The 22,729-nt window shown below is 70.5% G+C and carries 19 protein-coding genes, 2 tRNA genes and 1 pseudogene; 11 read left to right on the forward strand and 11 right to left on the reverse strand.

From position 1 onward, the window contains the following. The first annotated feature begins 67 nt into the window (after positions 1–67). The 3 genes from STSP_RS10755 to STSP_RS10765 all read left to right on the forward strand — a co-directional run bounded on the left by STSP_RS10755 (position 68) and on the right by STSP_RS10765 (position 3,482). On the forward strand, positions 68–1,231 hold the full coding sequence (locus tag STSP_RS10755; protein WP_078067061.1) for an SDR family oxidoreductase: 1,164 nt from the start codon (positions 68–70) through the stop codon (positions 1,229–1,231). A 281-nt stretch (positions 1,232–1,512) separates the two neighbouring features. After that, positions 1,513–1,971, forward strand: a complete 459-nt coding sequence (locus tag STSP_RS10760) for a molybdenum cofactor biosynthesis protein MoaE (protein WP_067275298.1) — start codon at positions 1,513–1,515, stop codon at positions 1,969–1,971. 419 nt (positions 1,972–2,390) lie between these two features. Continuing rightward, entirely contained in the window at positions 2,391–3,482 is a 1,092-nt protein-coding gene (locus STSP_RS10765; RefSeq protein ID WP_067275299.1) for a YlbL family protein, read from the forward strand. Positions 3,483–3,531: 49 nt separating this feature from the next. Here STSP_RS10765 and STSP_RS10770 read toward each other — a convergent pair whose 3' ends face one another. Continuing rightward, positions 3,532–4,089, reverse strand: a complete 558-nt coding sequence (locus tag STSP_RS10770) for a PPA1309 family protein (RefSeq protein ID WP_067275303.1) — start codon at positions 4,087–4,089, stop codon at positions 3,532–3,534. A 134-nt stretch (positions 4,090–4,223) separates the two neighbouring features. Between STSP_RS10770 and STSP_RS10775 the strand changes: the two genes are divergently transcribed. The 4 genes from STSP_RS10775 (at position 4,224) to STSP_RS10790 (ending at position 9,650) form a co-directional block, all read left to right on the forward strand. Next, positions 4,224–7,133 carry a UPF0182 family membrane protein gene (locus STSP_RS10775; RefSeq protein WP_067275333.1) on the forward strand — a complete coding sequence of 970 codons (2,910 nt, stop codon included), beginning with the start codon at positions 4,224–4,226 and terminating at the stop codon, positions 7,131–7,133. Between the two features lie 46 nt (positions 7,134–7,179). Beyond that, positions 7,180–7,253: transfer RNA gene (locus STSP_RS10780), tRNA-Met, on the forward strand. Between the two features lie 282 nt (positions 7,254–7,535). Continuing rightward, a complete protein-coding gene (locus tag STSP_RS10785; protein ID WP_067275305.1) occupies positions 7,536–9,443 on the forward strand; it encodes an SEL1-like repeat protein in 1,908 nt (635 codons plus the stop codon). A gap of 133 nt (positions 9,444–9,576) precedes the next feature. Continuing rightward, positions 9,577–9,650, forward strand: a tRNA-Met gene (locus STSP_RS10790). A 63-nt stretch (positions 9,651–9,713) separates the two neighbouring features. On the opposite strand, the gene STSP_RS10795 is transcribed toward STSP_RS10790, so the two are convergent. From STSP_RS10795 to STSP_RS10810, 4 genes are all read right to left on the reverse strand, one after another. Beyond that, a complete protein-coding gene (locus STSP_RS10795) occupies positions 9,714–10,850 on the reverse strand; it encodes an ABC transporter substrate-binding protein (RefSeq protein WP_067275306.1) in 1,137 nt (378 codons plus the stop codon). 38 nt (positions 10,851–10,888) lie between these two features. Beyond that, positions 10,889–11,776 carry an ABC transporter permease gene (locus STSP_RS10800; protein ID WP_067275307.1) on the reverse strand — a complete coding sequence of 296 codons (888 nt, stop codon included), beginning with the start codon at positions 11,774–11,776 and terminating at the stop codon, positions 10,889–10,891. Continuing rightward, on the reverse strand, positions 11,773–12,576 hold the full coding sequence (locus STSP_RS10805) for an ABC transporter ATP-binding protein (RefSeq protein WP_067275308.1): 804 nt from the start codon (positions 12,574–12,576) through the stop codon (positions 11,773–11,775). Before STSP_RS10805 ends, STSP_RS10800 begins: the two co-directional genes overlap by 4 nt. A 190-nt stretch (positions 12,577–12,766) precedes the next feature. Then, positions 12,767–13,183 (reverse strand): Fur family transcriptional regulator, encoded by a 417-nt coding sequence (locus tag STSP_RS10810; protein ID WP_067275310.1) that lies wholly within the window; start codon positions 13,181–13,183, stop codon positions 12,767–12,769. A gap of 140 nt (positions 13,184–13,323) precedes the next feature. Here STSP_RS10810 and STSP_RS10815 point away from each other — a divergent pair. Together STSP_RS10815 and katG are read left to right on the forward strand one after the other, a co-directional pair. Continuing rightward, positions 13,324–13,485 (forward strand): annotated as a pseudogene (locus tag STSP_RS10815) (transcriptional repressor); the annotation flags it as partial. A gap of 48 nt (positions 13,486–13,533) precedes the next feature. Further along, positions 13,534–15,756, forward strand: a complete 2,223-nt coding sequence (katG, locus tag STSP_RS10820; protein WP_067275312.1) for a catalase/peroxidase HPI — start codon at positions 13,534–13,536, stop codon at positions 15,754–15,756. A gap of 113 nt (positions 15,757–15,869) precedes the next feature. Here katG and STSP_RS10825 read toward each other — a convergent pair whose 3' ends face one another. Both STSP_RS10825 and hisN read right to left on the reverse strand, forming a co-directional pair. Next, positions 15,870–16,277: a CBS domain-containing protein gene (locus tag STSP_RS10825; RefSeq protein ID WP_067275314.1), complete on the reverse strand. Its 408-nt coding sequence runs from the start codon at positions 16,275–16,277 to the stop codon at positions 15,870–15,872. A 190-nt stretch (positions 16,278–16,467) separates the two neighbouring features. Next, positions 16,468–17,268 carry a histidinol-phosphatase gene (gene hisN, locus STSP_RS10830; protein WP_067275316.1) on the reverse strand — a complete coding sequence of 267 codons (801 nt, stop codon included), beginning with the start codon at positions 17,266–17,268 and terminating at the stop codon, positions 16,468–16,470. 166 nt (positions 17,269–17,434) lie between these two features. Here hisN and STSP_RS10835 point away from each other — a divergent pair, with 166 nt between their 5' ends. After that, positions 17,435–18,055 carry a TetR/AcrR family transcriptional regulator gene (locus STSP_RS10835; RefSeq protein ID WP_067275318.1) on the forward strand — a complete coding sequence of 207 codons (621 nt, stop codon included), beginning with the start codon at positions 17,435–17,437 and terminating at the stop codon, positions 18,053–18,055. Here the strand turns inward: STSP_RS10835 and STSP_RS10840 are convergent. The 4 genes from STSP_RS10840 to STSP_RS10855 form a co-directional block, all read right to left on the reverse strand. After that, positions 18,038–18,361 (reverse strand): DMT family transporter, encoded by a 324-nt coding sequence (locus tag STSP_RS10840; RefSeq protein ID WP_067275319.1) that lies wholly within the window; start codon positions 18,359–18,361, stop codon positions 18,038–18,040. The two genes, STSP_RS10835 and STSP_RS10840, sit on opposite strands and share 18 nt — an antisense overlap. 126 nt (positions 18,362–18,487) lie before the next feature. Continuing rightward, on the reverse strand, positions 18,488–19,513 hold the full coding sequence (rsgA, locus tag STSP_RS10845) for a ribosome small subunit-dependent GTPase A (RefSeq protein WP_067275320.1): 1,026 nt from the start codon (positions 19,511–19,513) through the stop codon (positions 18,488–18,490). A gap of 18 nt (positions 19,514–19,531) precedes the next feature. Then, positions 19,532–20,872: a 3-phosphoshikimate 1-carboxyvinyltransferase gene (aroA, locus tag STSP_RS10850; protein ID WP_067275321.1), complete on the reverse strand. Its 1,341-nt coding sequence runs from the start codon at positions 20,870–20,872 to the stop codon at positions 19,532–19,534. Between the two features lie 85 nt (positions 20,873–20,957). Further along, on the reverse strand, positions 20,958–21,728 hold the full coding sequence (locus STSP_RS10855; protein WP_067275324.1) for a M50 family metallopeptidase: 771 nt from the start codon (positions 21,726–21,728) through the stop codon (positions 20,958–20,960). A 107-nt stretch (positions 21,729–21,835) separates the two neighbouring features. On the opposite strand from STSP_RS10855, the gene STSP_RS10860 reads away from it, so the two are divergent. Beyond that, positions 21,836–22,651, forward strand: a complete 816-nt coding sequence (locus STSP_RS10860) for an SOS response-associated peptidase (protein WP_067275325.1) — start codon at positions 21,836–21,838, stop codon at positions 22,649–22,651. Positions 22,652–22,729 lie beyond the last annotated feature (78 nt).

Consider the following 22,729-nt stretch of genomic DNA (forward strand, 5'->3'; position numbering starts at 1 on the left):
GATGGATCCCACCTGGTACGTGCGCGTCATTCACGAACGTACTGAAGACAACCGCTGGAGACGCCCGGTGAGTTCCCCAGATCCGCAGGTTCGCGCACCGCGAAACCCATCAGCCCGCCCGTCGCCCGACCGCCACCCCTCGACGACGGCGCTTCGGGCCGCCGAGTCGGTCGCCGCGCGCGGGCCCGTCGTGGCGGTCACCGGCGCCGCGTCCGGCGTCGGGGCGCTGCTGACCGAGCGTCTCGCCGCCAGCGACGACATCAAGCAGGTCGTGGCCATCGACGAACGCCGCGGGGAGTGCGCGTCCGCCCAGTGGCACATCCTCGACGTACGGGACCCGGCGATCGCCGAGCGGCTGCGCGGCGCGGACGTCGTGGTGCACCTCGCCGTCGACCTGGACCTGGGAACCGACCCGGCCGCCCGTACCGCCTACAACGTGCGCGGCGCCCAGACCGTGCTCACCGCCGCGGCCGCCGCCGGCGTCCACCGCGTGGTGCTGTGCACCTCCGCCATGGTCTACGGGGCGCTGCCCGACAACGAGCTGCCGCTCTCCGAGGACGCGGAGCTGCGCGCCACCGCCGAGGGCACCGGCGTCGGCGACCTGCTCGAGATCGAGCGGCTCGCCCGCCGCGCGCCCCGGGCGCATCCCGGGCTGAACGTCACCGTGGTGAGGCCCGCCGTCCTGGTCGGCGATACGGACACGGCGCTCACCCGCTACTTCGAGTCGCCCCGGCTCCTCGTCGTCGCAGGCTCCCACCCCGCGTGGCAGTTCTGCCACGTCGAGGACCTGTGCAGCGCCCTCGAGTACGCCGTCCTGGAGAAGGTCGACGGCGAGCTGGCCGTCGGCTGCGACGGGTGGCTGGAGCAGGAGGAGGTCGAGGAGCTCAGCGGGATCCGCCGTATGGAGCTGCCGTCCGCGGTCGCCCTGGGGGCCGCCGCACGGCTGCACCGCATCGGGCTCACGCCGTCGCCCGCGGGCGACCTCGCGTACACGATGTATCCGTGGGTCGTCAGCGTCAGCCGGCTGCACGACGCCGGGTGGCGGCCGCGGTGGACCAACGAGGAGGTCCTCGCGGAGCTGCTCGAGGAGGTCGCGGGGCGGCACACCGTGGCCGGGCGGCGGCTTGGGCGCAAGGACGCGACCGCGGCGGGGGCTGCGGGGGCGACGGTGGCTCTGCTGGGGGCGGCTGCGGTGGTTCGGCGGGCTCGGAAGGCTCGGCGGCGGGGCTGAGCGCCCCGCCAAGCCCCGGTCTTCGGGGCTTGGCGCCCCTGCCCTGTCCATGCGGACGTCTCACGCGCGCGTGGCGGTGCTTTTGGGCTGCGCCCTGCCTCGTCCGCGGTGGGCTTATCACGCGCGGTGACCGCCGTCGGGGGCTGTGCCCACCCGTTCCGCCCTGCGGAACGCCTGCCCACAGCGGTGGGGGTGCCTGCCCGCAGCGGTAGGGATCTCTGTCCGCAGTGTGTGTGCGGGGCGGCTGCCCCTGTGGTGGGGGTGTGGGGCACCATGGGGCTATGGCACGCACCTATGACCATCCCGGTGAGCAGGCCGGGCAGGATCCCATCCGGCTTCTTGCGCTTCGTGACGCTCCGCTCTCCGTCGATGAGGTGTTCCGGGCCGCCGGTGACGATGCCGCGGGGGGTACCGCGCTCTTCGTCGGGACCGTGCGCAACCACGACGGCGGCTCCGACGTCGACGCGCTCGGATACTCCAGCCATCCGACCGCCGAGGCGGAGATGCGCCGCATCGCCGAGAAGATCGTCGCCGAATACCCGGTGCGTGCCCTCGCCGCCGTCCACCGCGTCGGCGACCTGAGGGTGGGCGACATCGCGGTCGTCGTCGCCGTCTCCTGCCCACACCGGGCAGAGGCCTTCGAAGCATGCCGGAAACTGATCGACGACCTGAAGCACGAAGTTCCGATCTGGAAACATCAGAAGTTCTCGAACGGGACAGAAGAGTGGGTGGGGGCGTAGCACCGTCGTTTCGCCGGTGAGGCCGAAGTCCCTACTTACCGAAAAGCATTCCAGTTGCGTAACCGCACCCCCGCCAGGAGCGTTGACGGTGCGAATGGTTAATCTGCTGATCGGCTGCTCATAGGCTGTTGATCAGCTGCCGATCAGTCGTTTGCGGTTGCTTGTGGGGTTGGGAGGTCGGCATGGCGGCGCTCGCGTGGTTGCTGATTCCGCTTGTGGCCGCGATCGGTGCGGGCCTATGGGGCAGCTGGGCCACCAGGCACCGCAAGACGGGGGACGGCCCGGAGCTCGCCGGGTATGAGCGCTTCCGGCAGGCGATGGAGAGGTCCCACTCAGGCCCCGACGCCGCCTGACTGCCTCGAGCCCCTTACGGACGGCCCCGGAAGTGCACTGACAGACCCGTCCCGTACTGTCGTTCCATGCCACGCCGCACTGCGACGATGCTCGCCTCCACTCTGATGCTGATCGCGCTGCTCTGCGCGGGAGTGCTCATCCAGGTGCCTTACTCGGAAATGACCCCGGGTCCCACGGTGAACACGCTCGGCGATCACGACGGCGAGCCGGTGCTGCACATCTCCGGCCACAAGACGTACCCGACGACCGGCCACCTCAACATGACGACGGTCAGGGTCACCAGCGCCGACTACAACATGAACCTCGTCCAGGCCGTCTACGGCTGGCTCGCGCACGACAGCAAGATCGTTCCGCACGAGACCCTCTACCCGGACGGACAGACGGAGGAGCAGTCGACGCAGGAGAACGCCGAGGAGTTCAGCCAGTCCCAGGAGAGCGCCAAGGTCGCCGCCCTGAAGGAACTGGACATCCCCGTGAAGTCGTGGGTGATCGTCGAGTCGGTGCTCAAGAACAGCCCGGCCGTCGGCAGGCTGCACGCGGGAGACGTCATCAAGGCCGTCGACGGCACGAGCGTCAAGCAGCCGCAGGACGTCGCCGAACTCGTCACCAAGCACAAGCCCGGCGAGAACGTCGTCTTCACCGTCGTCCCCGCCAAGGAGCAGGCCGCCGCAGAGAAGGACGGCAAGGAGGCGACCCGCACCCAGCAGGTGACGATCATCACCAAAAAGGCGGACGACGGCGACCGCGCGATCGTCGGCATCCAGGCCGGGACGGATCACACGTTCCCGTTCACCGTCGACATCAAGCTGGCCGACGTCGGCGGCCCCAGCGCCGGTCTGATGTTCGCGCTCGGCATCTACGACAAGCTGACGCCGGGAAGTCTCACCGGCGGCACGTTCGTCGCGGGCACCGGCACCATCGACGACAGCGGCACGGTCGGCCCGATCGGCGGGATCCAGATGAAGACGGTCGGCGCCCGAGCCAAGGGCGCGCAGTACTTCCTCACCCCCAAGGACAACTGCGCCGCGGCCGCCAGGGACGTCCCCGAGGGGCTCACGCTCGTGAAGGTCGACACCATCGACGACGCGCTGAACTCCCTCGAGGACATCCGCGAGGGAAAGACGGCCGACCTGCCCCGGTGCGCCACCAAGGGGTAGCGCCCGGGACAAGACCGGGTCATTCAGGGGTACGGCTTCAGGGTGCGGCCTAGTCCTCGAAGGTCGCCGCCAGCGCCTCGGCGAGGCCCGGCACCAGGTCCGAGCCCGTGAGCACCTCGGTCGACGCATCCTTCTCACGCAGCCGCAGCGCCGACTCACGCTCCCCGTCGCGCAGCACCGCGACCGTCATCCGCACCTCCTGCCGCTCGGGATGCGCAGCCACCCACTGCGCGAGCGATGCCTCGTCCAGGTCGTCCGGTACGGAGGCCTCCGCGGACGCCGGCAGCATCAGCCGCTCCACGGACAGCGCGCAGCCCACCACGGCGTCGGGCCAGGCGATCGTGCCGAGGAAGTCGTCCAGCGGGCTGTCCGCCGGAAGCTCCTCCTGCTCGATGGGGGTGAAGGAACCGGCGGACGCATCATCGGCGAGGCCGAGGCGCTCCGCGAGCCCCGGCTCCTGGGAACGCAGCTGAACGGTGTCGACGAGCGCGAACAGCCGGGCCGGCTGATCCCAGCCGAGCCCCGCGACGTACTCGTCGATCTCGAGGACGGCACGGGTCAGCGGACCGGCCGCCATGGGGGTGCCTGAGGAGGCGGTGTTGGACATGGTCACAATCCTGCCTCGTTCTGCCCCGGAAGCGGGAACTGAGTAAAGCATCAGTAAGTTGCATAGGTGTGGCCCGGCGATCGCGGGGCCCAGAGACCGACAGCGACTTCGAGGTGCGCACCTTGGCTTTCCAGATGCCGGACCGCGGCGGAGGCCCGACAGGGCAGCGGATGAGAGTGGGCCGACCGTCCCGGCGTGTCCGGACCCTGCTCATGACACTGGGCGTGCTGGCCGCCTTGGCCATGGCGTTCGTCATGTTCGCAGGGTTCTGGACGGACTGGCTCTGGTACCGGTCCGTGAAGTACTCGTCCGTCTTCACGACCACCCTGTGGACCAAGATCGGACTGTTCTTCGTCTTCGGCTTGCTCATGGCGCTGGCCGTCGGCGTGAACATCTGGCTGGCGCACCGGCTGCGGCCTCCGCTGAGCGCCATGTCCATGGAGCAGCAGAACCTCGACCGCTACCGCATGGGCATCGCCCCGTACAAGAAGTGGCTCCTGCCCTCGATCGCCGCGCTGGTCGGGCTGATCGCGGGCGCGTCCGCCGCCGGTCAGTGGCGCACCTGGCTGATGTGGGTCAACGGCGTGCCCTTCGGCCAGAAGGACCCGCAGTTCAACCTCGACGTGTCGTTCTACGCGTTCGACCTGCCGTGGTACCGCTTCCTGCTGGGCTTCGGCTTCGCCGCCGCGGTGCTGTCGCTGATCGCCGCCGCCCTCACGCACTACCTGTACGGGGGGCTGCGCATCACCAGCCCCGGCGCGCGCGCCACGGCCGCCGCCACCGGCCACCTGTCCGTGCTGCTCGGCCTCTTCGTCGCGCTCAAGGCCGTCGCCTACTGGCTCGACCGGTACGGCCTGGCGGTGAAGTCCAGCGACTTCAAGGCCACGGACAACTGGACGGGCCTGAGGTACGTCGACGCGAACGCGTACCTGCCGGCCAAGACGATCCTGTTCTGCATCGCCGTGATCTGCGCGCTGCTGTTCTTCGCCACGCTGTGGCGGCGCACCTGGCAGCTGCCGCTGATCGGCTTCGGTCTGCTCGTGCTCTCCGCGATCCTCATCGGCGGGCTGTACCCGGCGATCGTGCAGCAGTTCCAGGTCAAGCCGAACGAGCAGGCCAAGGAGACCCCGTACATCGAGAAGAACATCGAGGCCACGCGCAAGGCGTACGGCATCGACGGCGTGAAGGTCGACGAGATCTCGGGCACGGGCGACAGCGGCAACGCCGAGCAGCAGCGTGATCAGGCCGACTCGGTCGCCAGCTACCGGCTGAACGACCCGAACGTGGTCTCGCCGACGTTCCAGCAGCTGGAGCAGGAGCGCAAGTACTACCAGTTCCCCACCACGCTGGACGTCGACCGGTACAAGGGCCAGGACACGATCATCGGTCTGCGTGAGCTCAACCTCGAGCGCGTCGACAAGAAGAACTGGATCAACCAGCACTTCATCTACACACACGGGTACGGCGCGATCGCGGCCAAGGGCACGGAGATCCAGCCGGGTTCCGAGGGCTCGCCGGCCTTCACCGAGCAGGGCCTGCCCACCACCGGCACCTTCAACAAGGGCTACGAGCAGCGCATCTACTTCGGCGAGAAGACGACCCAGTACTCGATCGTGGGCGGGCCCCAGAAGGAGCTCGACTACGAGGAGGCGGGCGGCCAGAAGACGTACCAGTACCGGGGCAAGGGCGGCATCGACCTGTCGAACCCGCTGAACCGCGCCGCGTACGCGGCCGTGTTCAGTGAGCCGCAGATGCTGTACTCCGGTGCCATCGGCGAGGGCTCGAAGATCCTCTACAACCGCACGCCCAAAGAGCGCGTCGAGGCGGTCGCTCCCTGGCTGACCATCGACGGCGACGCCTACCCGACCGTCATCGGCAAGCGGGTCGTATGGGTCGTCGACGCGTACACCACCACCAACGGCTATCCGTACGCATCGCGCACGACGCTCGGCACCACCACCACGGACGCGCTCACGAACGACGACAGTCAGCGCACGCTGGTCGCCCAGCAGAACCAGGTCAACTACATCCGCAACTCGGTCAAGGCGACCGTCGACGCGTACGACGGCACCGTCAACCTCTACACGTGGGACGACAAGGACCCGGTCCTGAAGACGTGGAAGAAGGCGTTCCCGGGCACGGTGAAGGCGAAGTCCGACATCCCGGCCGAGCTGAAGGAGCATCTGCGCTACCCGCAGGACCTGTTCAAGGTGCAGCGCGAGCAGCTGGGCGTCTACCACGTCACCAACGCCGACCAGTTCTACAACGCGAGTGACGTGTGGCAGGTGCCGAACGACCCGACGAGCGGTGACCGCGTCGCCGTACCGCCGTACTACCTGTCGCTGAAGATGCCCGGCGACGACCAGCAGAGGTTCTCGCTGACGACCACCTTCACCCCGAGCGGACGGCCGAACCTGGCCGCGTACATGGCGGTGGACGCCGATGCGAACAGCGCCCAGTACGGCACACTGCGGCTGCTCAGGGTCACCGGCGAGTCCGAGGTGGACGGACCGGTGCAGTGGCAGAGCAAGCTGAGCTCGATCCCGGCGGTCCAGGAGTTCACGCGGAACGCGGAGACGTCGAAGTCGAACATGATCTTCGGCAATCTGCTCACGGTGCCTATGGACAACGGCTTCCTGTACGTCGAACCGATCTATGTGCAGGGCAGCAACGCCGAGTATCCGCTGCTGAAGAAGGTCGCCGTGTCGTACGGAGGCAAGACGGCCTTCGAAGACACACTCGAACAGGCGCTCAACACGGTCTTCGGGACCGAGGGCGCCGTCACCAAGCCGCCGGAGGAAGGGACGACCCAGCCTCCGACGAACGAGAACCCGACGGTGCAAGAGGCGCTCAACGATGCGCAGAAGGCCTTCGAAGCCGGCCAGGAAGCCCTCAAGAAGGGCGACTGGGAGGCGTACGGCCAGGCGCAGAAGGACCTCGAGGACGCACTGAAGCGCGCGGAGGACGCACAGTCCAACGCCGACACGTCGGGCGACAAGTCCGGCGACACCGCCGGTGACCAGAGCAGCGGAGACAGCACGTAACCGAGGGCGGCTCCGTCCCGCGTCGTGATACGGTTTCAGAACACGACGCGGGGTGGAGCAGCTCGGTAGCTCGCTGGGCTCATAACCCAGAGGTCGCAGGTTCAAATCCTGTCCCCGCTACTGAAGTCGAGGGCCCGGATCCATTCAGGATCCGGGCCCTCGCCGTGTTTGCGCTCGCCGACCCGGTGCCGTGGCCGGCAGCGGTCCCGGTCCGCAGCCCCCGTCCGTGACGTCACGCGTCAGTGCGGTTGACGACTGACGCTTGTACGAAGACTGCTCCAGCCGGTGGGAGTTGGAGAATCTGTGTTTCACTTGTCTCTCTGTGGGCATGTCGACAAAACGCTGAAGTGACCTCAATGGCTGCGGTATACCAGGTGTACCCAGGTTGCAGGTGGTGCGACGATGGACGTTATGGGGGACAAGGCAACTCTGTACGGGACGGGGCGGTTTGTGCACGCGGCCGACCGGGACGAGACCGGTGCGGCCGCCGAGGAGGCGCGCAGGCGGCTTGCCGCCGAGCGCGGCGAGGTCGAGGCGATGAGCGTGCTCGGCGCCATGCTGCTGCGCCGCGGCGACCTCGACGGCGCCGAACCCCAGCTGCGCGCCGCCACCGCGGCCGGTGACCGCGCCGCCGCCAACAACCTGGGCGTCCTCCTGCACCAGCGCGGCTACGCCGACGAGGCGGCCGGATGGTGGCGTATCGCCGCCGTCGCGGGTTCCGCGCCCGCCGCGCACGCGCTCGGCCGGTACCACCGCGAGCGCGGCGACGAGCCCGCAGCCGAGTACTGGCTGCGCCAGTCCGCCGAACAGGGCCATGTCCTCGGCGCCTACGCCCTCGCAGACCTCCTGGAGCACCGCAGCGACCCTGACGCCGAGACCTGGATGCGGGCCGCCGCCGACCGCGGCCACCGCGAGGCCGCGTACCGGCTGGCCCGGACGCTCGACCGGCGCGCCGCACAGGAGCACGGAGACGGCGCGCTCGCGGGCCTGATCCCGGCGCAGCGGGCAAGCGCGGACGGCAAGCCGCAGGCGACCCCAGGGGACGCCGCGCCCGACGGCGACGGCGCCAGGCCGGACGAGGACGGTGCGCCTGCGCCGACCCTCGCCGACGAGGCCGAGCAGTGGTACCGGCAGGCGGCAGCGCGCGGGCACCGGCGCGCCGCACTGCAGCTCGGCGCGATCCTCGAGAAGCGGGGCGAGCTGAAGGAGGCGGGACGCTGGTATCTGACGTCCGCCAAGGACGGCGAACCCCGTGCCGCGTGCGCGCTCGGCTTCCTGCTGCGCGACGCCGGCGACGAGGAGAACGCCGCCGTGTGGTGGCTCAAGGCCGCCCAGGAAGGCGACGGCAACGCCGCCAACGCGCTGGGCGCACTGCATGCCGAACGCGGCGAGTCCCAGACGGCCGAGCGCTGGTACCGGGCCGCCATGGACGCGGGCGACGTCAACGGCGCCTACAACCTCGCCCTGCTCTGCGCCGGCCAGGGCCGCACCGCCCAGGCCGAGCAGTGGTACCGGCACGCCGCCTACGCGGGCCACCGCGAGGCCGCCAACGCGCTGGCCGTGCTGCTCCTGCAGGGCGGCGACGCGGCCGGCGCCGAACCGTGGTTCTCCAAGGCCGCCGAGGCGGGCAGCGTGGACGCCGCGTTCAACCTCGGCATCCTCTGGGCGGGCCGCGGCCAGGAGGCCGGCGCGCTGCAGTGGTACGAGCGGGCCGCGGCGGCCGGGCACACCGAGGCCGCCCTCCAGGCCGGCATCGCCCGCCTGCGTGAAGGCGACGAGCGGACCGCCGAGCGCCATCTGCGGTGCGCGGCAGGCGGGGGCAGCGCGGAGGCGGCGTACCGGCTCGCGACCCTCCTGGACGCGCGGCGCCCGCCGGCGAAGGCCCACGAGCTCGGTGAGCCGGCGACGGAGAAGACGGAGTGCGAGGAGTGGTACGAGCGGGCCGCCGAGCAGGGGCACCGGCGTGCCCAGGTGCGGGTCGGCATGCTCGCCGCCGCGCGCGGCGACGTGGTGGAGGCGGCGCGCTGGTACCGGGAGGCGGCCGAGGCCGGCAGCCGGAACGGGGCCTTCAACCTCGGGCTGCTGCTCGCCCGCGAGGGCAGCGAGCCGGAGGCCGCCCTGTGGTGGACGCGAGCGGCCGACGCCGGGCACGGGCGGGCAGCGCTCCGGCTCGCCTTGCTCTACGCGCGTCGGGGCGAGCTGGTGGAAGGGCAGCGGTGGTGCGACCGGGCCGTTGAGCTCGGGTCCGGAGAGGTTGCGGAGAGGGCTGCGCGGTTGCGTGACGCGCTCCGGCAGGAGCTGTCGGCGTGAGCGGGTCCGGGGACGGGATGCGCCACCGGATCCGCCGACCGGGTCCGCCGACCGGTTCCGCCGACCATCGGGCCCTCGTCCTGATAGCGATTTGCTCTTACGCGTCGGGCTCACGTAATGTTGGGTTCACCGACGCGGGGTGGAGCAGCTCGGTAGCTCGCTGGGCTCATAACCCAGAGGTCGCAGGTTCAAATCCTGTCCCCGCTACTGAATCGGAAGGCCCGGATCCTCAGGATCCGGGCCTTCCGGTTTTTCTCGGTGAGCAGCTGGCTACGGCTTGTGGCCGACGGCCTCCTCGTACAGGGCGCGGTTCACCGCCTTCTCCTCCGGCACGGGGTCGCCCTCAGAGACGCCTGCCGCGGCATACGCGGCCTGCAGCCGGTCCGTCGTACCGGAGCGGATCTCCCAGTCCATGCGGAGCGACGGGGTCGATTCCAGCACGGCCTCGTCCGTCTTCAGCAGCTTCGCCAGCTCGGCGACGAAGGCCTCGTCCGACTTGTAGTCGCCGGCGAAGTAGGTGTTCACCGTGCGGATGTAGGCGCGCAGCAGGGCCACCCCCGCGTCCACGTCCTGCGTGAGCAGGTTCGGGCCGAAGAGCATCCCGCCGAGCGGCTCGCCGGGCGGCTGGCCGCCCAGGAACGCGTAGCGGTCGTCGCCGTCGACCTTGCGCCACACCGGATCGAGCAGCCAGGCCGAGTCGACGCCGCCGTTCTGCAGCGCGGTCAGGACATCGGCCGAGCCCAGCTGCTGGAACTGGATCTTGTCGAGCCCGCCGCCGTGCTTCTCCAGCGCCTTGTTCATCGGATACGCGATGACGGAGCCCTTACCGATCATGGTGCCGAGCTTGCGGCCCGCCATCGGCACGCGGTCGGCGCTCTCGCCCTCCTTCAGCCGCACCCACAGGCCGCTCTTCGACTCCGGGTCGGGCGAGAAGTTCCCGGCCACCCACTTGATGTTGAAGCCGCCGTTGATGCCGTTCATCACGGCGGCCTCGGGCGCCGCCCACTGCGCGTCGATGTCGCCCTTGGCAAGGAGCGGGAGGGCGTCCGGGGTCGGCAGCACCTTGAGTTCGACGTCCAGGTTCTCCTTGGCGAACTCGCCCTTCTCCAGGGCCACCTGCAGCGGCGCCACGTACTCGGCGCTCAGGGTGCCGGTGGCGATCGTCAGCTTGCGCTTCTTCGCGAGCGGCTGCGCGGCGGGCGCGCCCTTGTCGCAGCGGGCGGGCCTGCGGTCCGCGGACAGGTCGGCGGGATCCGTCCAGCTGCCCGCGCCGCAGCCGGCCACCGCCTTGACGGCGCGGGGCTCGGCCGCCGCCCCGGAGCCCGAGCCGTCGTTCTGGGCGCAGCCGGCCGAGGCGAGCAGGGTTCCCGCGACGAGCAGCGCTGTCGCGGCAGTGCGGGCGTGCATGAAGCCTCCGTACGGAAATGTGGAAAGCGTCGGACGCGTCATGACTGGCCCCGCCCGCGGTCGCGCGGTGCCCAGGGCGTGAGCAGCCGGCCGACGAGCCGTACGACCTCGGAGAAGAGGACGCCGAGCACGGCGACGCAGACGATGCCGACGAACATCACGTCGTTCTGGAAGAGCGCCCGCGAGTCGAAGATCAGATGGCCCAGGCCGTTCGTCGCGGCGATCTGTTCGGACGCGACGATCACGAGCACCGCGACGCCCGCCGCGATCCGGGCACCGACCAGCACCGCGGGCAGTGACGCGGGCAGCAGTACGTGCCGGAACATCTGCCACGGTGAGGCCCCGAAGACCTGTCCGGCGTCGCGGTGGCCCTCCGGGACCGCCAGGACGGCGGCCATCGTCGAGATCCAGACGAAGAAGAACACCGTGGCCGCCACCAGCGCCACCTGCGGACCCTCGCCGAGGCCGAACATGTTCAGGAAGATCGGCAGCAGGGCCAGCTTGGGGACGACGTACAGGGCGTCGAGCAGGGGCTCCAGCGCGGCCCGTACGAGGGACAGCGAGCCCATGAGCAGGCCGAGCGCGTAACCGGTGAGTGTGCCGATCGCGTATCCGGCCAGGACGCGTTGGAGCGTGGCCCATACGTCCGGCCAGAGATCGCCGTCCGCGGCTCGCTCCCAGCCGTCCGCGAAGATCGTGCTGGGCGCCGGGTAGACACGGTCGTCGATCCAGCCCTGCACGGCGGCCAGCTGCCACAGCAGGACCAGGACGAGGGGGACGGCGACCGCAAGGGACAGCTCCAGGGCGCGGCGCCTGCGGTGGGTGCGTACGGGGTGCAGCTCCTGCGGGCCCGGACGGCGTACCAGCACCGCCTCATCGGCGGTGGGCTCCTTGCGTACGTCGGCGGGGGCGGGGTGGATGCTCATGCCGGCACCGCCTCCCTGCGGACCTCGCCGCGCAGCAGTTCCCACAGCTCGCTCTTGAGCGCGGTGAACTCCGGGGCCGAGCGGACGTCGCCGGAGCGCGGGCGGCCGAAGGGCGGGCGGCGTTCGGCGATGATGCGGCCCGGCCGGGCCGACATGACCAGGACCCGGTCGCCGAGGACGATCGCCTCTTCCAGGCTGTGCGTGATGAAGAGGGTGGTGGTGCTGGTGGTCTGGGTGAGATCGAGGAGCTCGTCCTGGAGGATCGTGCGCAGCTGGGCGTCGAGCGCGGCGAACGGCTCGTCCATCAGGAGGATCTCCGGCTCGACGGCCAGCGCGCGGGCGATCGCGACGCGCTGGCGCATGCCGCCGGAGAGGGTGGCGGGGTAGGCGCCCGCGAAGTCGGCGAGGCCCATGCGGGCCAGCCAGTCACGCGCGCGGGCGTCCGCCTCGCGGCGCGGGACGCGCTGGATGTCGAGGCCGAAGCGGACGTTGGCCAGGACCGTCTTCCAGTCGTAGATGCCGTAGTCCTGGAAGATCATCGCGGCGGGCCTGGGGGACGCGGTGCGGATCTGCAGTTCGCCCGTGGTGGGGCGGAGGAGGCCGGCGGCTATGCGGAGAAGGGTGGACTTTCCGCAGCCGGAGGGGCCGACGATGCAGGTGAACTCGCCGGGGGCGATGTCGAGGTCGACGGGGCCGAGGGCGTGGACCGTCTTCGGGCTCCGGCCGAAGGTGCGGGTGAGGGCGGTGGCCCGGAGTTTCGGGGCCTGGGGGGCTGTGGGCGTTGGGTGCGGCTCTCCCACGGGTCTTCTCCTTGCGGAGTGCGGATATGTGAGCGCCGTTGACGATATGACGGGGTGTCAGATTGGGGAAGGGGGTGTGCGCCTCAAGGCTGCCCGGAGGCGTCCCGCTGTGCAGGCATGTCAGGCACGCGAGAAGCCCCCGGCGCCGTTCGGTGTCCGGGGGCTTCGGGTGTCGCGTGTCGTACGGGTCTCAGGCGCCCGCGCAGGTCGGGCAGAGGCCGCGGTACGTGACCTCGACGTCCGAGATCGTGAAGCCGAAGCGCTCCGCGTCGGGGAGGTCGGCGAGGGGGTTGCCCTTCGGGTGGACGTCGCGGATGGCGCCGCACTGGCCGCAGACCAGGTGCTGATGCGGCCGGTGCGCGTTCGGGTCGTAACGTTTCGCGCGCTTGTCCGTGGCGACCTCGAGCACCTCACCGAGCGAGACGAGCTCGCCCAGCGTGTTGTACACCGTCGCCCGGGAGATCTCGGGCAGCTTGGCTACGGCCCGGGCGTGCACCTCGTCGGCCGTCAGATGGACGTGTTCGCCGTCGAGGACCTCGGCCACGACACGCCGCTGCGCGGTCATCCGCCAGCCGCGTCCGCGCAGTCGTTCCAACAGGTCGCTCATAAAGACCAGCCTAACAGCAGGGGAACCAGATCCCGAACGGGTGTGACTTTGGAAGTTTGCTTGACTTAGACATTGTCCATTGTAGGATCGAGCTCGGCTTTGGCCAAGCGACAGGAACAGGCAGAAGTGACGTGGGCACCATGACCGAACTCCAGACCCCGACCACCGCCGAGGAGCCGCTCGGTGGCGGACCCCTGGTGACGGCCGCCCGCGCCGCGCTGCTCGAGACCGTCCGGGACGGTGACCACCTCGGCGTCGACGCGATCGTCTCCGGGGTGCGCGATCGCGTAGGCCACATCTCCCCCCGCAGTTCCTGAGCACCGTGTTCCGCCTAGTCCGGAAGGATTCCCATGACTGAGATGCACGACGCGATCGTCACAGACGACAAGCCGGAGGAGGCGGGCCGCTGCCCGGTCGCGCACGGGCGTGCCCTGCACCCGACTCAGGGAGGCGGAAACCGCCAGTGGTGGCCGGAGCGGCTCAACCTGAAGATCCTCGCCAAGAACCCCGCGGTGGCGAACCCACTGGGTGAGGACTTCGACTACGCCGAGGCGTTCAAGTCCCTCGACCTCGCGGCCGTGAAGCGGGACATCGCCGAGGTGCTGACGGACTCGAAGGACTGGTGGCCGGCCGACTTCGGTCACTACGGCCCGTTCATGATCCGCATGGCCTGGCACAGCGCGGGCACGTACCGCATCAGCGACGGCCGCGGCGGCGCCGGCGCCGGCCAGCAGCGGTTCGCCCCGCTCAACAGCTGGCCGGACAACGGCAACCTCGACAAGGCCCGCCGCCTGCTGTGGCCGGTCAAGAAGAAGTACGGCCAGAGCCTGTCGTGGGCCGACCTCATGATCCTCGCCGGCAACGTCGCCCTGGAGTCCATGGGCTTCGAGACCTTCGGTTTCGCCGGCGGCCGCGCGGACGTCTGGGAGTCCGAGGAGGACGTGTACTGGGGCCCCGAGACCACCTGGCTCGACGACCAGCGCTACAGCGGCGACCGCGAGCTGGAGAACCCGCTCGGCGCGGTCCAGATGGGCCTCATCTACGTCAACCCGGAGGGCCCCAACGGGAACCCGGACCCGATCGCCGCGGCCCGTGACATCCGCGAGACGTTCCGCCGGATGGCGATGAACGACGAGGAGACCGTCGCCCTGATCGCGGGTGGCCACACCTTCGGCAAGACCCACGGCGCAGGCCCGTCCGACCACGTCGGCCCCGACCCCGAGGCCGCCCCGATCGAGGCGCAGGGCTTCGGCTGGAAGAGCACCTACGGCACCGGCAAGGGCGGCGACGCGATCACCAGTGGCCTGGAGGTCACCTGGACCAGCACGCCGACCCAGTGGAGCAACGGCTTCTTCAAGAACCTGTTCGAGTACGAGTGGGAGCTGACGAAGAGCCCGGCCGGCGCCCACCAGTGGGTCGCCAAGGACGGGGCCGGTGCGGGCACCATCCCCGACGCCCACGACGCGTCGAAGAGCCACGCCCCGAAGATGCTGACGACGGACCTCTCGCTCCGGTTCGACCCGGTCTACGAGCAGATCTCGCGTCGCTTCTACGAGAACCCCGACGAGTTCGCGGACGCCTTCGCCCGCGCCTGGTACAAGCTGACCCACCGCGACCTGGGCCCGAAGTCGCTGTACCTCGGCTCGGAGGTCCCGGAGGAGACCCTGCTGTGGCAGGACCCGCTGCCGGAGGCCGAGGGCGAGCCCATCGACGCGGCCGACATCGCGGCGCTCAAGGCCAAGCTCCTCGACTCGGGTCTGACCGTCTCGCAGCTGGTGTCCACCGCGTGGGCGTCGGCCTCGACCTTCCGCACCAGCGACAAGCGCGGCGGCGCCAACGGCGCCCGCATCCGCCTGCAGCCGCAGATCGGCTGGGAGGTCAACGAGCCCGACCAGCTGGCGCAGGTGCTGCGTGTCCTGGAGGGCATCCAGGCGGAGTTCAACTCCGGCGCCAAGAAGGTCTCCCTGGCCGACCTGATCATCCTCGGTGGCGCCGCCGCCGTGGAGAAGGCGGCCAAGGACGCCGGTTACGACGTCGAGGTGCCCTTCGCGCCGGGCCGCGTGGACGCCACGGAGGAGCACACCGACGCGGAGTCCTTCGCCGCGCTGGAGCCCACCGCCGACGGCTTCCGCAACTACCTCGGCAAGGGCAACCGCCTGCCGGCCGAGTACCTGCTGCTCGACAAGGCGAACCTGCTGGGCCTGAGCGCCCCCGAGCTGACCGTCCTGGTCGGTGGCCTGCGCGTCCTCGGCGCCAACTACCAGCAGACCTCGTACGGCGTCTTCACCGACACCCCGGGCAAGCTGACGAACGACTTCTTCGTCAACCTGCTCGACCTGGGCCACACGTGGTCGCCGACCTCGGAGGACCAGACCACCTTCGAGTGCCGCGACGACGCCACCGGCGAGGTCAAGTGGACCGGCACCCGTGCCGACCTGGTCTTCGGCTCGAACTCCGAGCTGCGGGCGCTCGCGGAGGTCTACGCGAGCGATGACGCGAAGGAGAAGTTCGTGAACGACTTCGTCGCGGCGTGGGTCAAGGTCTCGAACCTGGACCGGTTCGACCTCGTCTGATGGTGACGTCCAGGTCGGTCACTGCCGGCCGACCTGGACGCCCTCGGTCCGAGAGCTTGTCGTAACCGGACGGGCCGGAACCCCATGGGGTTCCGGCCCGTCCGCGTGCCCGCCTAGGGGGCCGCCGCAGGTATCCGCTGCCGGACCCCGGTCCAGCAGCGGACGATGTCGCGTACCGAGACGATGCCGAGCGGCTCGTGGTCACGCTCGTCCAGCACGATGAGATGCCGGAAGCCGCCGCGCGTCATGGCGTCCGCGGCGTTCTCCAGGGTCCACGCCGGGGCGGCGAAGACGACGTTGTTCGTGGTGTGGGCGCCGGCCTTCTCGCGGTCCGGGTCCTGGCCGAGGCCGATCGAGTTCAGGATGTCGCGCTCGGTGAGGATGCCGAGCCCGCTCGTGTCGGGGTCGAGAACCACGGCGGCGCCGACACGGCGCGCCGACATCAGCTGGGCTGCCTGACGGAGGGTGTGGTCGGGGCCGATGGTGAGGACCAGTGTGCTCATGGCGTCACGGACGAGCATGGGATGGAGCCACCTCCTGCGGTTCCGCTTCCGGGCCCCCGGTGCCCGAAGCACCTGTTGAACTCTTCACAAGTTCACAAGTGGGGGGGCCTTCAGAGTTGCAGCGAAGCGGGAACTCAACAAGGGCGCGCGTACGCACGCTCTTTTACGTTCTTTACCTCCGCGCGCCGGGACCACGGCACCGCCGGCCTCAGTACCGCTGGTTCAGATAACCCAGCAGCTCCTCGTGGAGGGGACCGTTCGACGCGGCCGCGTTTCCGCTGTGCGGGCCCGGACGCCCGTCGAGGCCGGTGAACGTGCCGCCCGCCTCCGTCACGATGATCGCGTTGGCCGCCATGTCCCACAGGGACAGCTCCGGCTCCGCGCAGATGTCGATGGAGCCTTCGGCGACCATCATGTACGGCCAGAAGTCGCCGTAGCCCCGGGTACGCCACACCGCCCGCGTGAGATCCAGGAAGCCGTCGAGCCGCCCCTGCTCCTCCCAGCCCGTCAGGCTCGAGTACGCGAACGAGGCGTCGGCCAGGCGCCGCACGCGGGAGACCTGCAGGCGGCTCGCGGACGTCAGGCTGCGCCCCGTGTACGCGCCGTGCCCCTTCGCCGCCCACCAGCGGCGGCCCAGCGCCGGCGCCGACACGACGCCCACCACCGGCTGGAAGCCTCCCTCGCCCGCCTCCATCAGGGAGATCAGCGTGGCCCAGACCGGCACGCCGCGCACGTAGTTCTTGGTGCCGTCGATCGGGTCGATCACCCAGCGCCGCGGGCCGGTGCCCTCGATGCCGTACTCCTCGCCGAGGATCGCGTCGCGCGGGCGCGCCCGGCCGAGGTGGCCGCGGATGAGCTCCTCGGCCGCCTTGTCGGCCTCGCTCACCGGCGTCATGTCCGGTTTGGTCTCCACCTTCAGGTCGAGGGCCTTGAACCGGTCCATCGTCGCCGCGTCGGCGGCGTCCGCGAGGACGTGGGCGAGACGCAGGTCATCGTGATAGTCGGGCATGGGCGAACAGTATCGATCTCCTCGTGGATGAGGCCACACGGCATTCGCGCCGGAGAGCCGCGGGGCGGAGGGGGTGCTGCCGCACTGCGGTCCGTACACGCACGACCCTTGACAGTGCCCGTGGGCGCGTCAACCCTGACACGGGAGCCGCTCGGCCGGGGAGGCGATGATGCCTGCAGCGCGGGATTCCTTGTTGGACGCGGCCTATATGGCGCTGACGCGCCGTCCGTGGTCCGGGGTGCGCATGGTCGACGTCGCGGCCGTGGCCGGGGTCTCGCGGCAGACCCTCTACAACGAGTTCGGAAGCAAGGAAGGGCTCGCCCGGGCGCTGGTGCGCCGGGAGGCCGACGCGTATCTGGCGGGCGTCGACCGTGCTCTCGCGAGCCATGTCGAACCGTGGGAGCGGCTTGCTGCCGTCGCCGAGTGGACCGTCGCGGCGGTGCGCGGCAATGCGCTGGTGAGGGCCGTGCTGACCGGGTGCTGGAGCGAGCGGTTGCCGTCGTTGAGGCTGTCTGCCGTGCCGTCGTCGTCCGCCGTGGCGGCGCAGCGGCGGGCGGACGGGCCGTTGCCCTCGCCCACCGATGTCGTCGGGCTCGTCCGGGACCGGGCGGTGGCCGCGCTGACCGTGCCGGGGAGCTCAGGGGCCGAGGCGCTGGAGCTGGCGCGGGCCTGCGAGGTCGCCGTGCGGCTGGCGCTCTCCTGCGCGGTCGTCCCCGCCGGAAAGGGCGGGGCCGGGGAGCTGGTGCGGGAGGCGCTGGGGAGTGTCGTGTCAGTGAGCCGAGCCTGACAGCTGCAGGCCGACCACGCCCACGATCACCATCGTGATGGAGACGATCTTCAGCGTGGACACCACGTCGCCGAGGAAGACCATGCCGTAGATCGCTGTGCCCGACGCGCCGATGCCCGTCCACACCGCGTACGCCGGACCGATGTCGAGGCGTCGCAGCGCAAGCGTCAGCAGGCCGAAGCTGCCGAGTGCGAAGCAGGCGAACGCGATCGTGGGCCAGAGCCTGGTGAAACCGTGCGAGAGCTTCAGGCATACCGCGAAGCCGGTCTCCAGAAGACCGGCCACGATCACCAGCAGCCACGCCATGTATCCGCCTCCCGCATCAGCTGATCGCGTTCCGTGACCGCTTCGTCTGCCTTGGATCCAGCTTGGTGCGATTATGCACTTACCGTTACCGGCACGGCGCAAACACCGGGAGGTCAGCCCTCGAGATCAGTCGCCTTCGCGGCGCTCCCGGGTCGCCAGCAGCCGTCGCAGGGAGTACAGGCGCGCCGGGTCGGCATGGCCCTCGGTCACCCACTCGTCCAGCGCGCAGTCCTGCTCGTCGTGGCTGCACGCACGCGGGCACCCGTCCGTACCCGGCTCCAGGTCCGGGAAGGCGTGGATGACGCGCGACGGGTCGATGTGGGCGAGGCCGAAGGACCGTACGCCCGGGGTGTCGACCACCCAGCCGTCGCCTGTGCCGTCCCCGGCGCCGAGCAGGGGCAGGGCGAGGGCCGATGTGGTGGTGTGCCGGCCGCGGCCCGTGACCACGTTGACATGCCCGGTCAGACGTCGGCGGTCCTCCGGGACCAGGGCGTTGACCAGCGTCGTCTTGCCCACACCGGAGTGGCCGACGAACGCGGTGATCTTCCCGGCGAGATGTTCGCGCACGCGGTCCGCGGCACCGCCGTTCTCCAGCTCCTCGCGGCTGGTGACCACATACGGGACGCCGAGCGCGCCGTACAGCTCGAGCAGCTTGTCCGGCGGCGCGAGGTCGGACTTGGTGAGGACGAGCAGCGGTTCGAGGCCGCCGTCGTACGCCGCGACCAGGCAGCGGTCGATCAGGCGCGGCCGCGGCTCCGGGTCGGCGAGGGCGGTGACGATGGCGAGCTGGTCGGCGTTGGCGACGACCACGCGCTCGTACGGATCGTCGTCGTCGGCCGTGCGCCGCAGCACCGAGGTGCGCTCGGCGATCCGCACGATGCGGGCGAGGGTGTCCTTCTTGCCGGACAGATCACCGACCAGGTGGACCCGGTCGCCGACGACGGCGGCCTTGCGGCCGAGCTCGCGGGCCTTCATCGCGAGGACGACGCGGTCCTCGACGAGGCAGGTCAGCCGCCCCCTGTCCACGGTGAGGACCATGCCCTCCGCGGCGTCCTCGTGCTTCGGGCGGATACTCGTCCGGGGCCGGTTGCCCTTGCGGTTGGGGCGGACCCGGACGTCGTCCTCGTCGGTGTGCTTGCCGTAGCGGCGCATGGCTCGGAATCCCGCCCGTCAGTTCCCGAGCATTCCGGCCCACATGTCGGGGAAGTCCGGCAGGGTCTTCGCCGTCGTCGCGACGTTCTCGATCTCCACGCCCTCCACGACGAGGCCGATGACGGCGCCGGCGGTCGCCATGCGGTGGTCGTCGTAGGTGTGGAAGACGCCGCCGTGCAGCGGGCGCGGGCGGATGTGGAGCCCGTCCGCGGTCTCCGTGACGTCGCCGCCCAGCTCGTTGATCTCCTTGGTGAGGGCCGCGAGGCGGTCCGTCTCGTGCAGGCGCAGGTGGGCCACGCCGCGCAGCGTCGACGGGGAGTCGGCGAGGGCCGCCACGGCCGCGATGCCCGGGGTGAGCTCGCCGACCTCGCTCAGGTCGGCGTCGATGCCGTGGACCGAACCGGAGCCGGTGAAGACCAGGCCCTGGTCGGTCAGCTCGCAGGAGCCGCCCATCTCGGTGAAGAGCTCGCGCAGGCGGTCGCCGGGCTGGGTGGTGCGCTCGGGCCAGTCGGGGATGACGACGCGGCCGCCGGTGACCAGGGCCGCGGCCAGGAACGGCTGGGCGTTCGACAGGTCCGGCTCGATCGTGAGATCCACGCCGAGCAGGGCGCCTGGAGTGACGCGCCAGACGTTCGGTTCGCCGCCCGACTCCGGGGTGTCGACCTGGGCGCCGGCGTTGCGCAGCATGTCGACGGTCATCCGGATGTGCGGCATCGACGGCAGGGCGGAGCCGACGTGACGCACCTCGACGCCCTGGTTGAAGCGCGGGGCGGACAGCAGCAGGGCGCTCACGAACTGCGACGACGAGGAGGCGTCGATCTCGACCGGGCCGCCGTCCAGCGCCCCGCCGCCGAAGACGGTCATGGGCAGGGCGCCGCGCCCGTCGTCGTCGATGCGGGCGCCGAGGGCACGCAGGGCGTCGATCACGCCGTTCAGCGGGCGCTCGTACGAGCGGGGGTCGCCGTCGAACCGCACGGGACCGTCCGCCAGCGCCGCCACCGGGGGCAGGAAGCGCATCACCGTGCCGGCGTTGCCGACGTCGACCGTGGCCGGGCCCTGCAGGCCCGAGGGGATGACGCGCCAGGCCTCGCCCGATGCGGCGGGACCGCGGGAGACGGTGGAGCTGGAGGACACCGTCTCCTCGATGCCGACACCCATGGCGCGCAGACCGCCCGCCATCAGCAGCGTGTCGCGGGAGCGCAGCGGGCGGCGCAGCCAGCCGGGATCGGCGGCCAGCGAGGCCAGGACGAGGGCCCGGTTCGTGACCGACTTGGATCCGGGCACGTGGACCGTCGCGTCGACGGCCGCGCTCGCGTGCGGGGCGGGCCAGAGGTCGATGTGCGCTGGGTTCTCGGTCATGCCCCTCACTTTAGTGGTTGGCCATGACCGGAGATCTTGATCAAATGCGGCGAAATCCATGCGAAACAGTGCGCTGATATGAGGCTCATACGCCGAGCAGCCACCGGCCGCCCCCGATGAGCGAGCAGAGCGACACCGCATGGAAGAGGAAGAGCCACATCCCCGCCGGAACGCTCGTGAGCCGCGACAGCTGGTCCGCGTCCGAGTCCCCGGCCCCGCCTCTGCGCCGCTTGGCCTGCAGTTCGAAGGCGGGCCGTACGCCGCCGAGGAGCAGGAACCACACCGCCACGTACGCGAAGGCCGCCTGCACCTGCGGACCCGTGAGCCAGGAGACGAGCAGGAACGTGCCACCAGTGACGATCACCGTCAGGGCGCCGTACGCGTTGCGGATCATCACGAGCATGGCGATGAGCAGGCCGGTGGCGAGCCACAGCAGGGCGGTGATGTGGTCCGCGGCGAGCAGCGCGGCGCCGCCGAGACCCAGCAGCGGGGGAGCGGTGTAGCCCGCGGCGGCGGTGAGGATCATGCCGAGGCCGGTGGGCCTGCCGCGGCTGACCGTGAGGCCGCTGGTGTCGGAGTGCAGGCGTATGCCGTCCAGACGGCGGCCGGTGAGCAGGGCGACCAGGCCGTGGCCGCCCTCGTGGGCGATGGTGATCGCGTTGCGGGCGAGCCGCCACGGGCGGTACGGCACGACCACGGCGAGCGCGACGGCCGCTGTGGCGAACACCACCCACTGGTCGGGGTCCGGCTGGGTGCCGAAGACGCGGTCCCAGAGGGAGGCGAGTGAGGCACTCGCGGTGGTCGGCGCGGCACCGGCGATGACGCCGAGTGCCGCGCTGGTCGTTGCGCTCTCCATGTCTGGGGCGGGCTCCTCTCGGGTGATCGGTACGGGGCGGCGCGTGGGGCCGTCGCTCGGGGTGTGGTGGTGGTCGGGAGGTGGGCGGGGCTGGCAGTGTGGCACGTATGTGCGGACGGTATGCATCGAGTCGTAGGCCCGAGGATCTCGCAGGAATCTTTGAGATCGAGAAGTGGGAGCCGAAGGAGACGCTGGCGCCCGACTACAACGTGGCTCCCACCAAGGACGTCTACGCGGTACTGGACCGCCCTCTGAAAGACGCCGACAGCCCGCGGCCGGTTCGCCAGCTGCGCACGCTCACCTGGGGACTCATACCATCGTGGGCGAAGTCACCCGAGGGCGGGGCGCGGATGATCAACGCCCGTGCGGAGACGGTGCACGAGAAGCCGTCGTACCGGCGTCCCTTCGCCTCCCGGCGCTGCATCATCCCCGCAGACGGCTATTACGAGTGGGTGACCGGCACCGCCGAGCGTGATCTGGAGGTCCAGGGCAGGAAGAAGCGGCCGCGGAAGCAGCCGTACTTCGTGACGCCCGCGGACGGGTCCGTCTTCGCGATGGCGGGGCTGTACGAGTTCTGGCGGGACCGGACGCTGCCGGACGATCATCCGCGGGCGTGGTGGGTGACGTGTGCCGTCATCACGACCGAGGCGGAGGAGGGGCCGCTGGCGGGGGCAGCCGGGGAGGGGCCGCGGTCGTTGGCGGAGATTCATCCTCGGATGCCGTTGATGTTGACGCCTGATCGGTGGGATGCGTGGCTGGATCCGTCGCGGACGGATCCAGCGGATCTGCGGGGGCTGCTGGCCCCGCCCCCCGAGGGGCTGATGCGGGCGTATCCCGTGTCCACGGCGGTGAGTGATGTGCGGAACAACGGGCCAGAGTTGTTGAAGGAGCTGGAGGGGCCTGAGGTGGGGACGCTGTTCTGAGGGGTGCCCTCATGGTGAAGGGCACCCGCCGTCGTGGGCTGTGCCCACCCTCCCCCAGCTACCGCTGGGAGGTGCCCC

This window comes from Streptomyces jeddahensis, assembly GCF_001642995.1.
Taxonomy (GTDB): domain Bacteria; phylum Actinomycetota; class Actinomycetes; order Streptomycetales; family Streptomycetaceae; genus Streptomyces; species Streptomyces jeddahensis.

What these genes read in the sequence shown, in the direction of transcription:
- katG (WP_067275312.1), top strand. Translation starts at nt 13,534, where the DNA reads ATGACTGAGATGCACGACGCGATCGTCACAGACGACAAGCCGGAGGAG.
- STSP_RS10785 (WP_067275305.1), top strand. Translation starts at nt 7,536, where the DNA reads ATGGACGTTATGGGGGACAAGGCAACTCTGTACGGGACGGGGCGGTTT.
- STSP_RS10770 (WP_067275303.1), bottom strand. Translation starts at nt 4,089, where the DNA reads ATGTCCAACACCGCCTCCTCAGGCACCCCCATGGCGGCCGGTCCGCTG.
- STSP_RS10810 (WP_067275310.1), bottom strand. Translation starts at nt 13,183, where the DNA reads ATGAGCGACCTGTTGGAACGACTGCGCGGACGCGGCTGGCGGATGACC.
- STSP_RS10860 (WP_067275325.1), top strand. Translation starts at nt 21,836, where the DNA reads ATGTGCGGACGGTATGCATCGAGTCGTAGGCCCGAGGATCTCGCAGGA.
- rsgA (WP_067275320.1), bottom strand. Translation starts at nt 19,513, where the DNA reads ATGCGCCGCTACGGCAAGCACACCGACGAGGACGACGTCCGGGTCCGC.
- STSP_RS10800 (WP_067275307.1), bottom strand. Translation starts at nt 11,776, where the DNA reads ATGAGCATCCACCCCGCCCCCGCCGACGTACGCAAGGAGCCCACCGCC.
- hisN (WP_067275316.1), bottom strand. Translation starts at nt 17,268, where the DNA reads ATGCCCGACTATCACGATGACCTGCGTCTCGCCCACGTCCTCGCGGAC.
- STSP_RS10835 (WP_067275318.1), top strand. Translation starts at nt 17,435, where the DNA reads ATGATGCCTGCAGCGCGGGATTCCTTGTTGGACGCGGCCTATATGGCG.
- STSP_RS10825 (WP_067275314.1), bottom strand. Translation starts at nt 16,277, where the DNA reads ATGCTCGTCCGTGACGCCATGAGCACACTGGTCCTCACCATCGGCCCC.
- STSP_RS10855 (WP_067275324.1), bottom strand. Translation starts at nt 21,728, where the DNA reads ATGGAGAGCGCAACGACCAGCGCGGCACTCGGCGTCATCGCCGGTGCC.
- STSP_RS10760 (WP_067275298.1), top strand. Translation starts at nt 1,513, where the DNA reads ATGGCACGCACCTATGACCATCCCGGTGAGCAGGCCGGGCAGGATCCC.
- STSP_RS10775 (WP_067275333.1), top strand. Translation starts at nt 4,224, where the DNA reads ATGCCGGACCGCGGCGGAGGCCCGACAGGGCAGCGGATGAGAGTGGGC.
- STSP_RS10765 (WP_067275299.1), top strand. Translation starts at nt 2,391, where the DNA reads ATGCCACGCCGCACTGCGACGATGCTCGCCTCCACTCTGATGCTGATC.
- STSP_RS10840 (WP_067275319.1), bottom strand. Translation starts at nt 18,361, where the DNA reads ATGGCGTGGCTGCTGGTGATCGTGGCCGGTCTTCTGGAGACCGGCTTC.
- STSP_RS10795 (WP_067275306.1), bottom strand. Translation starts at nt 10,850, where the DNA reads ATGCACGCCCGCACTGCCGCGACAGCGCTGCTCGTCGCGGGAACCCTG.
- aroA (WP_067275321.1), bottom strand. Translation starts at nt 20,872, where the DNA reads ATGACCGAGAACCCAGCGCACATCGACCTCTGGCCCGCCCCGCACGCG.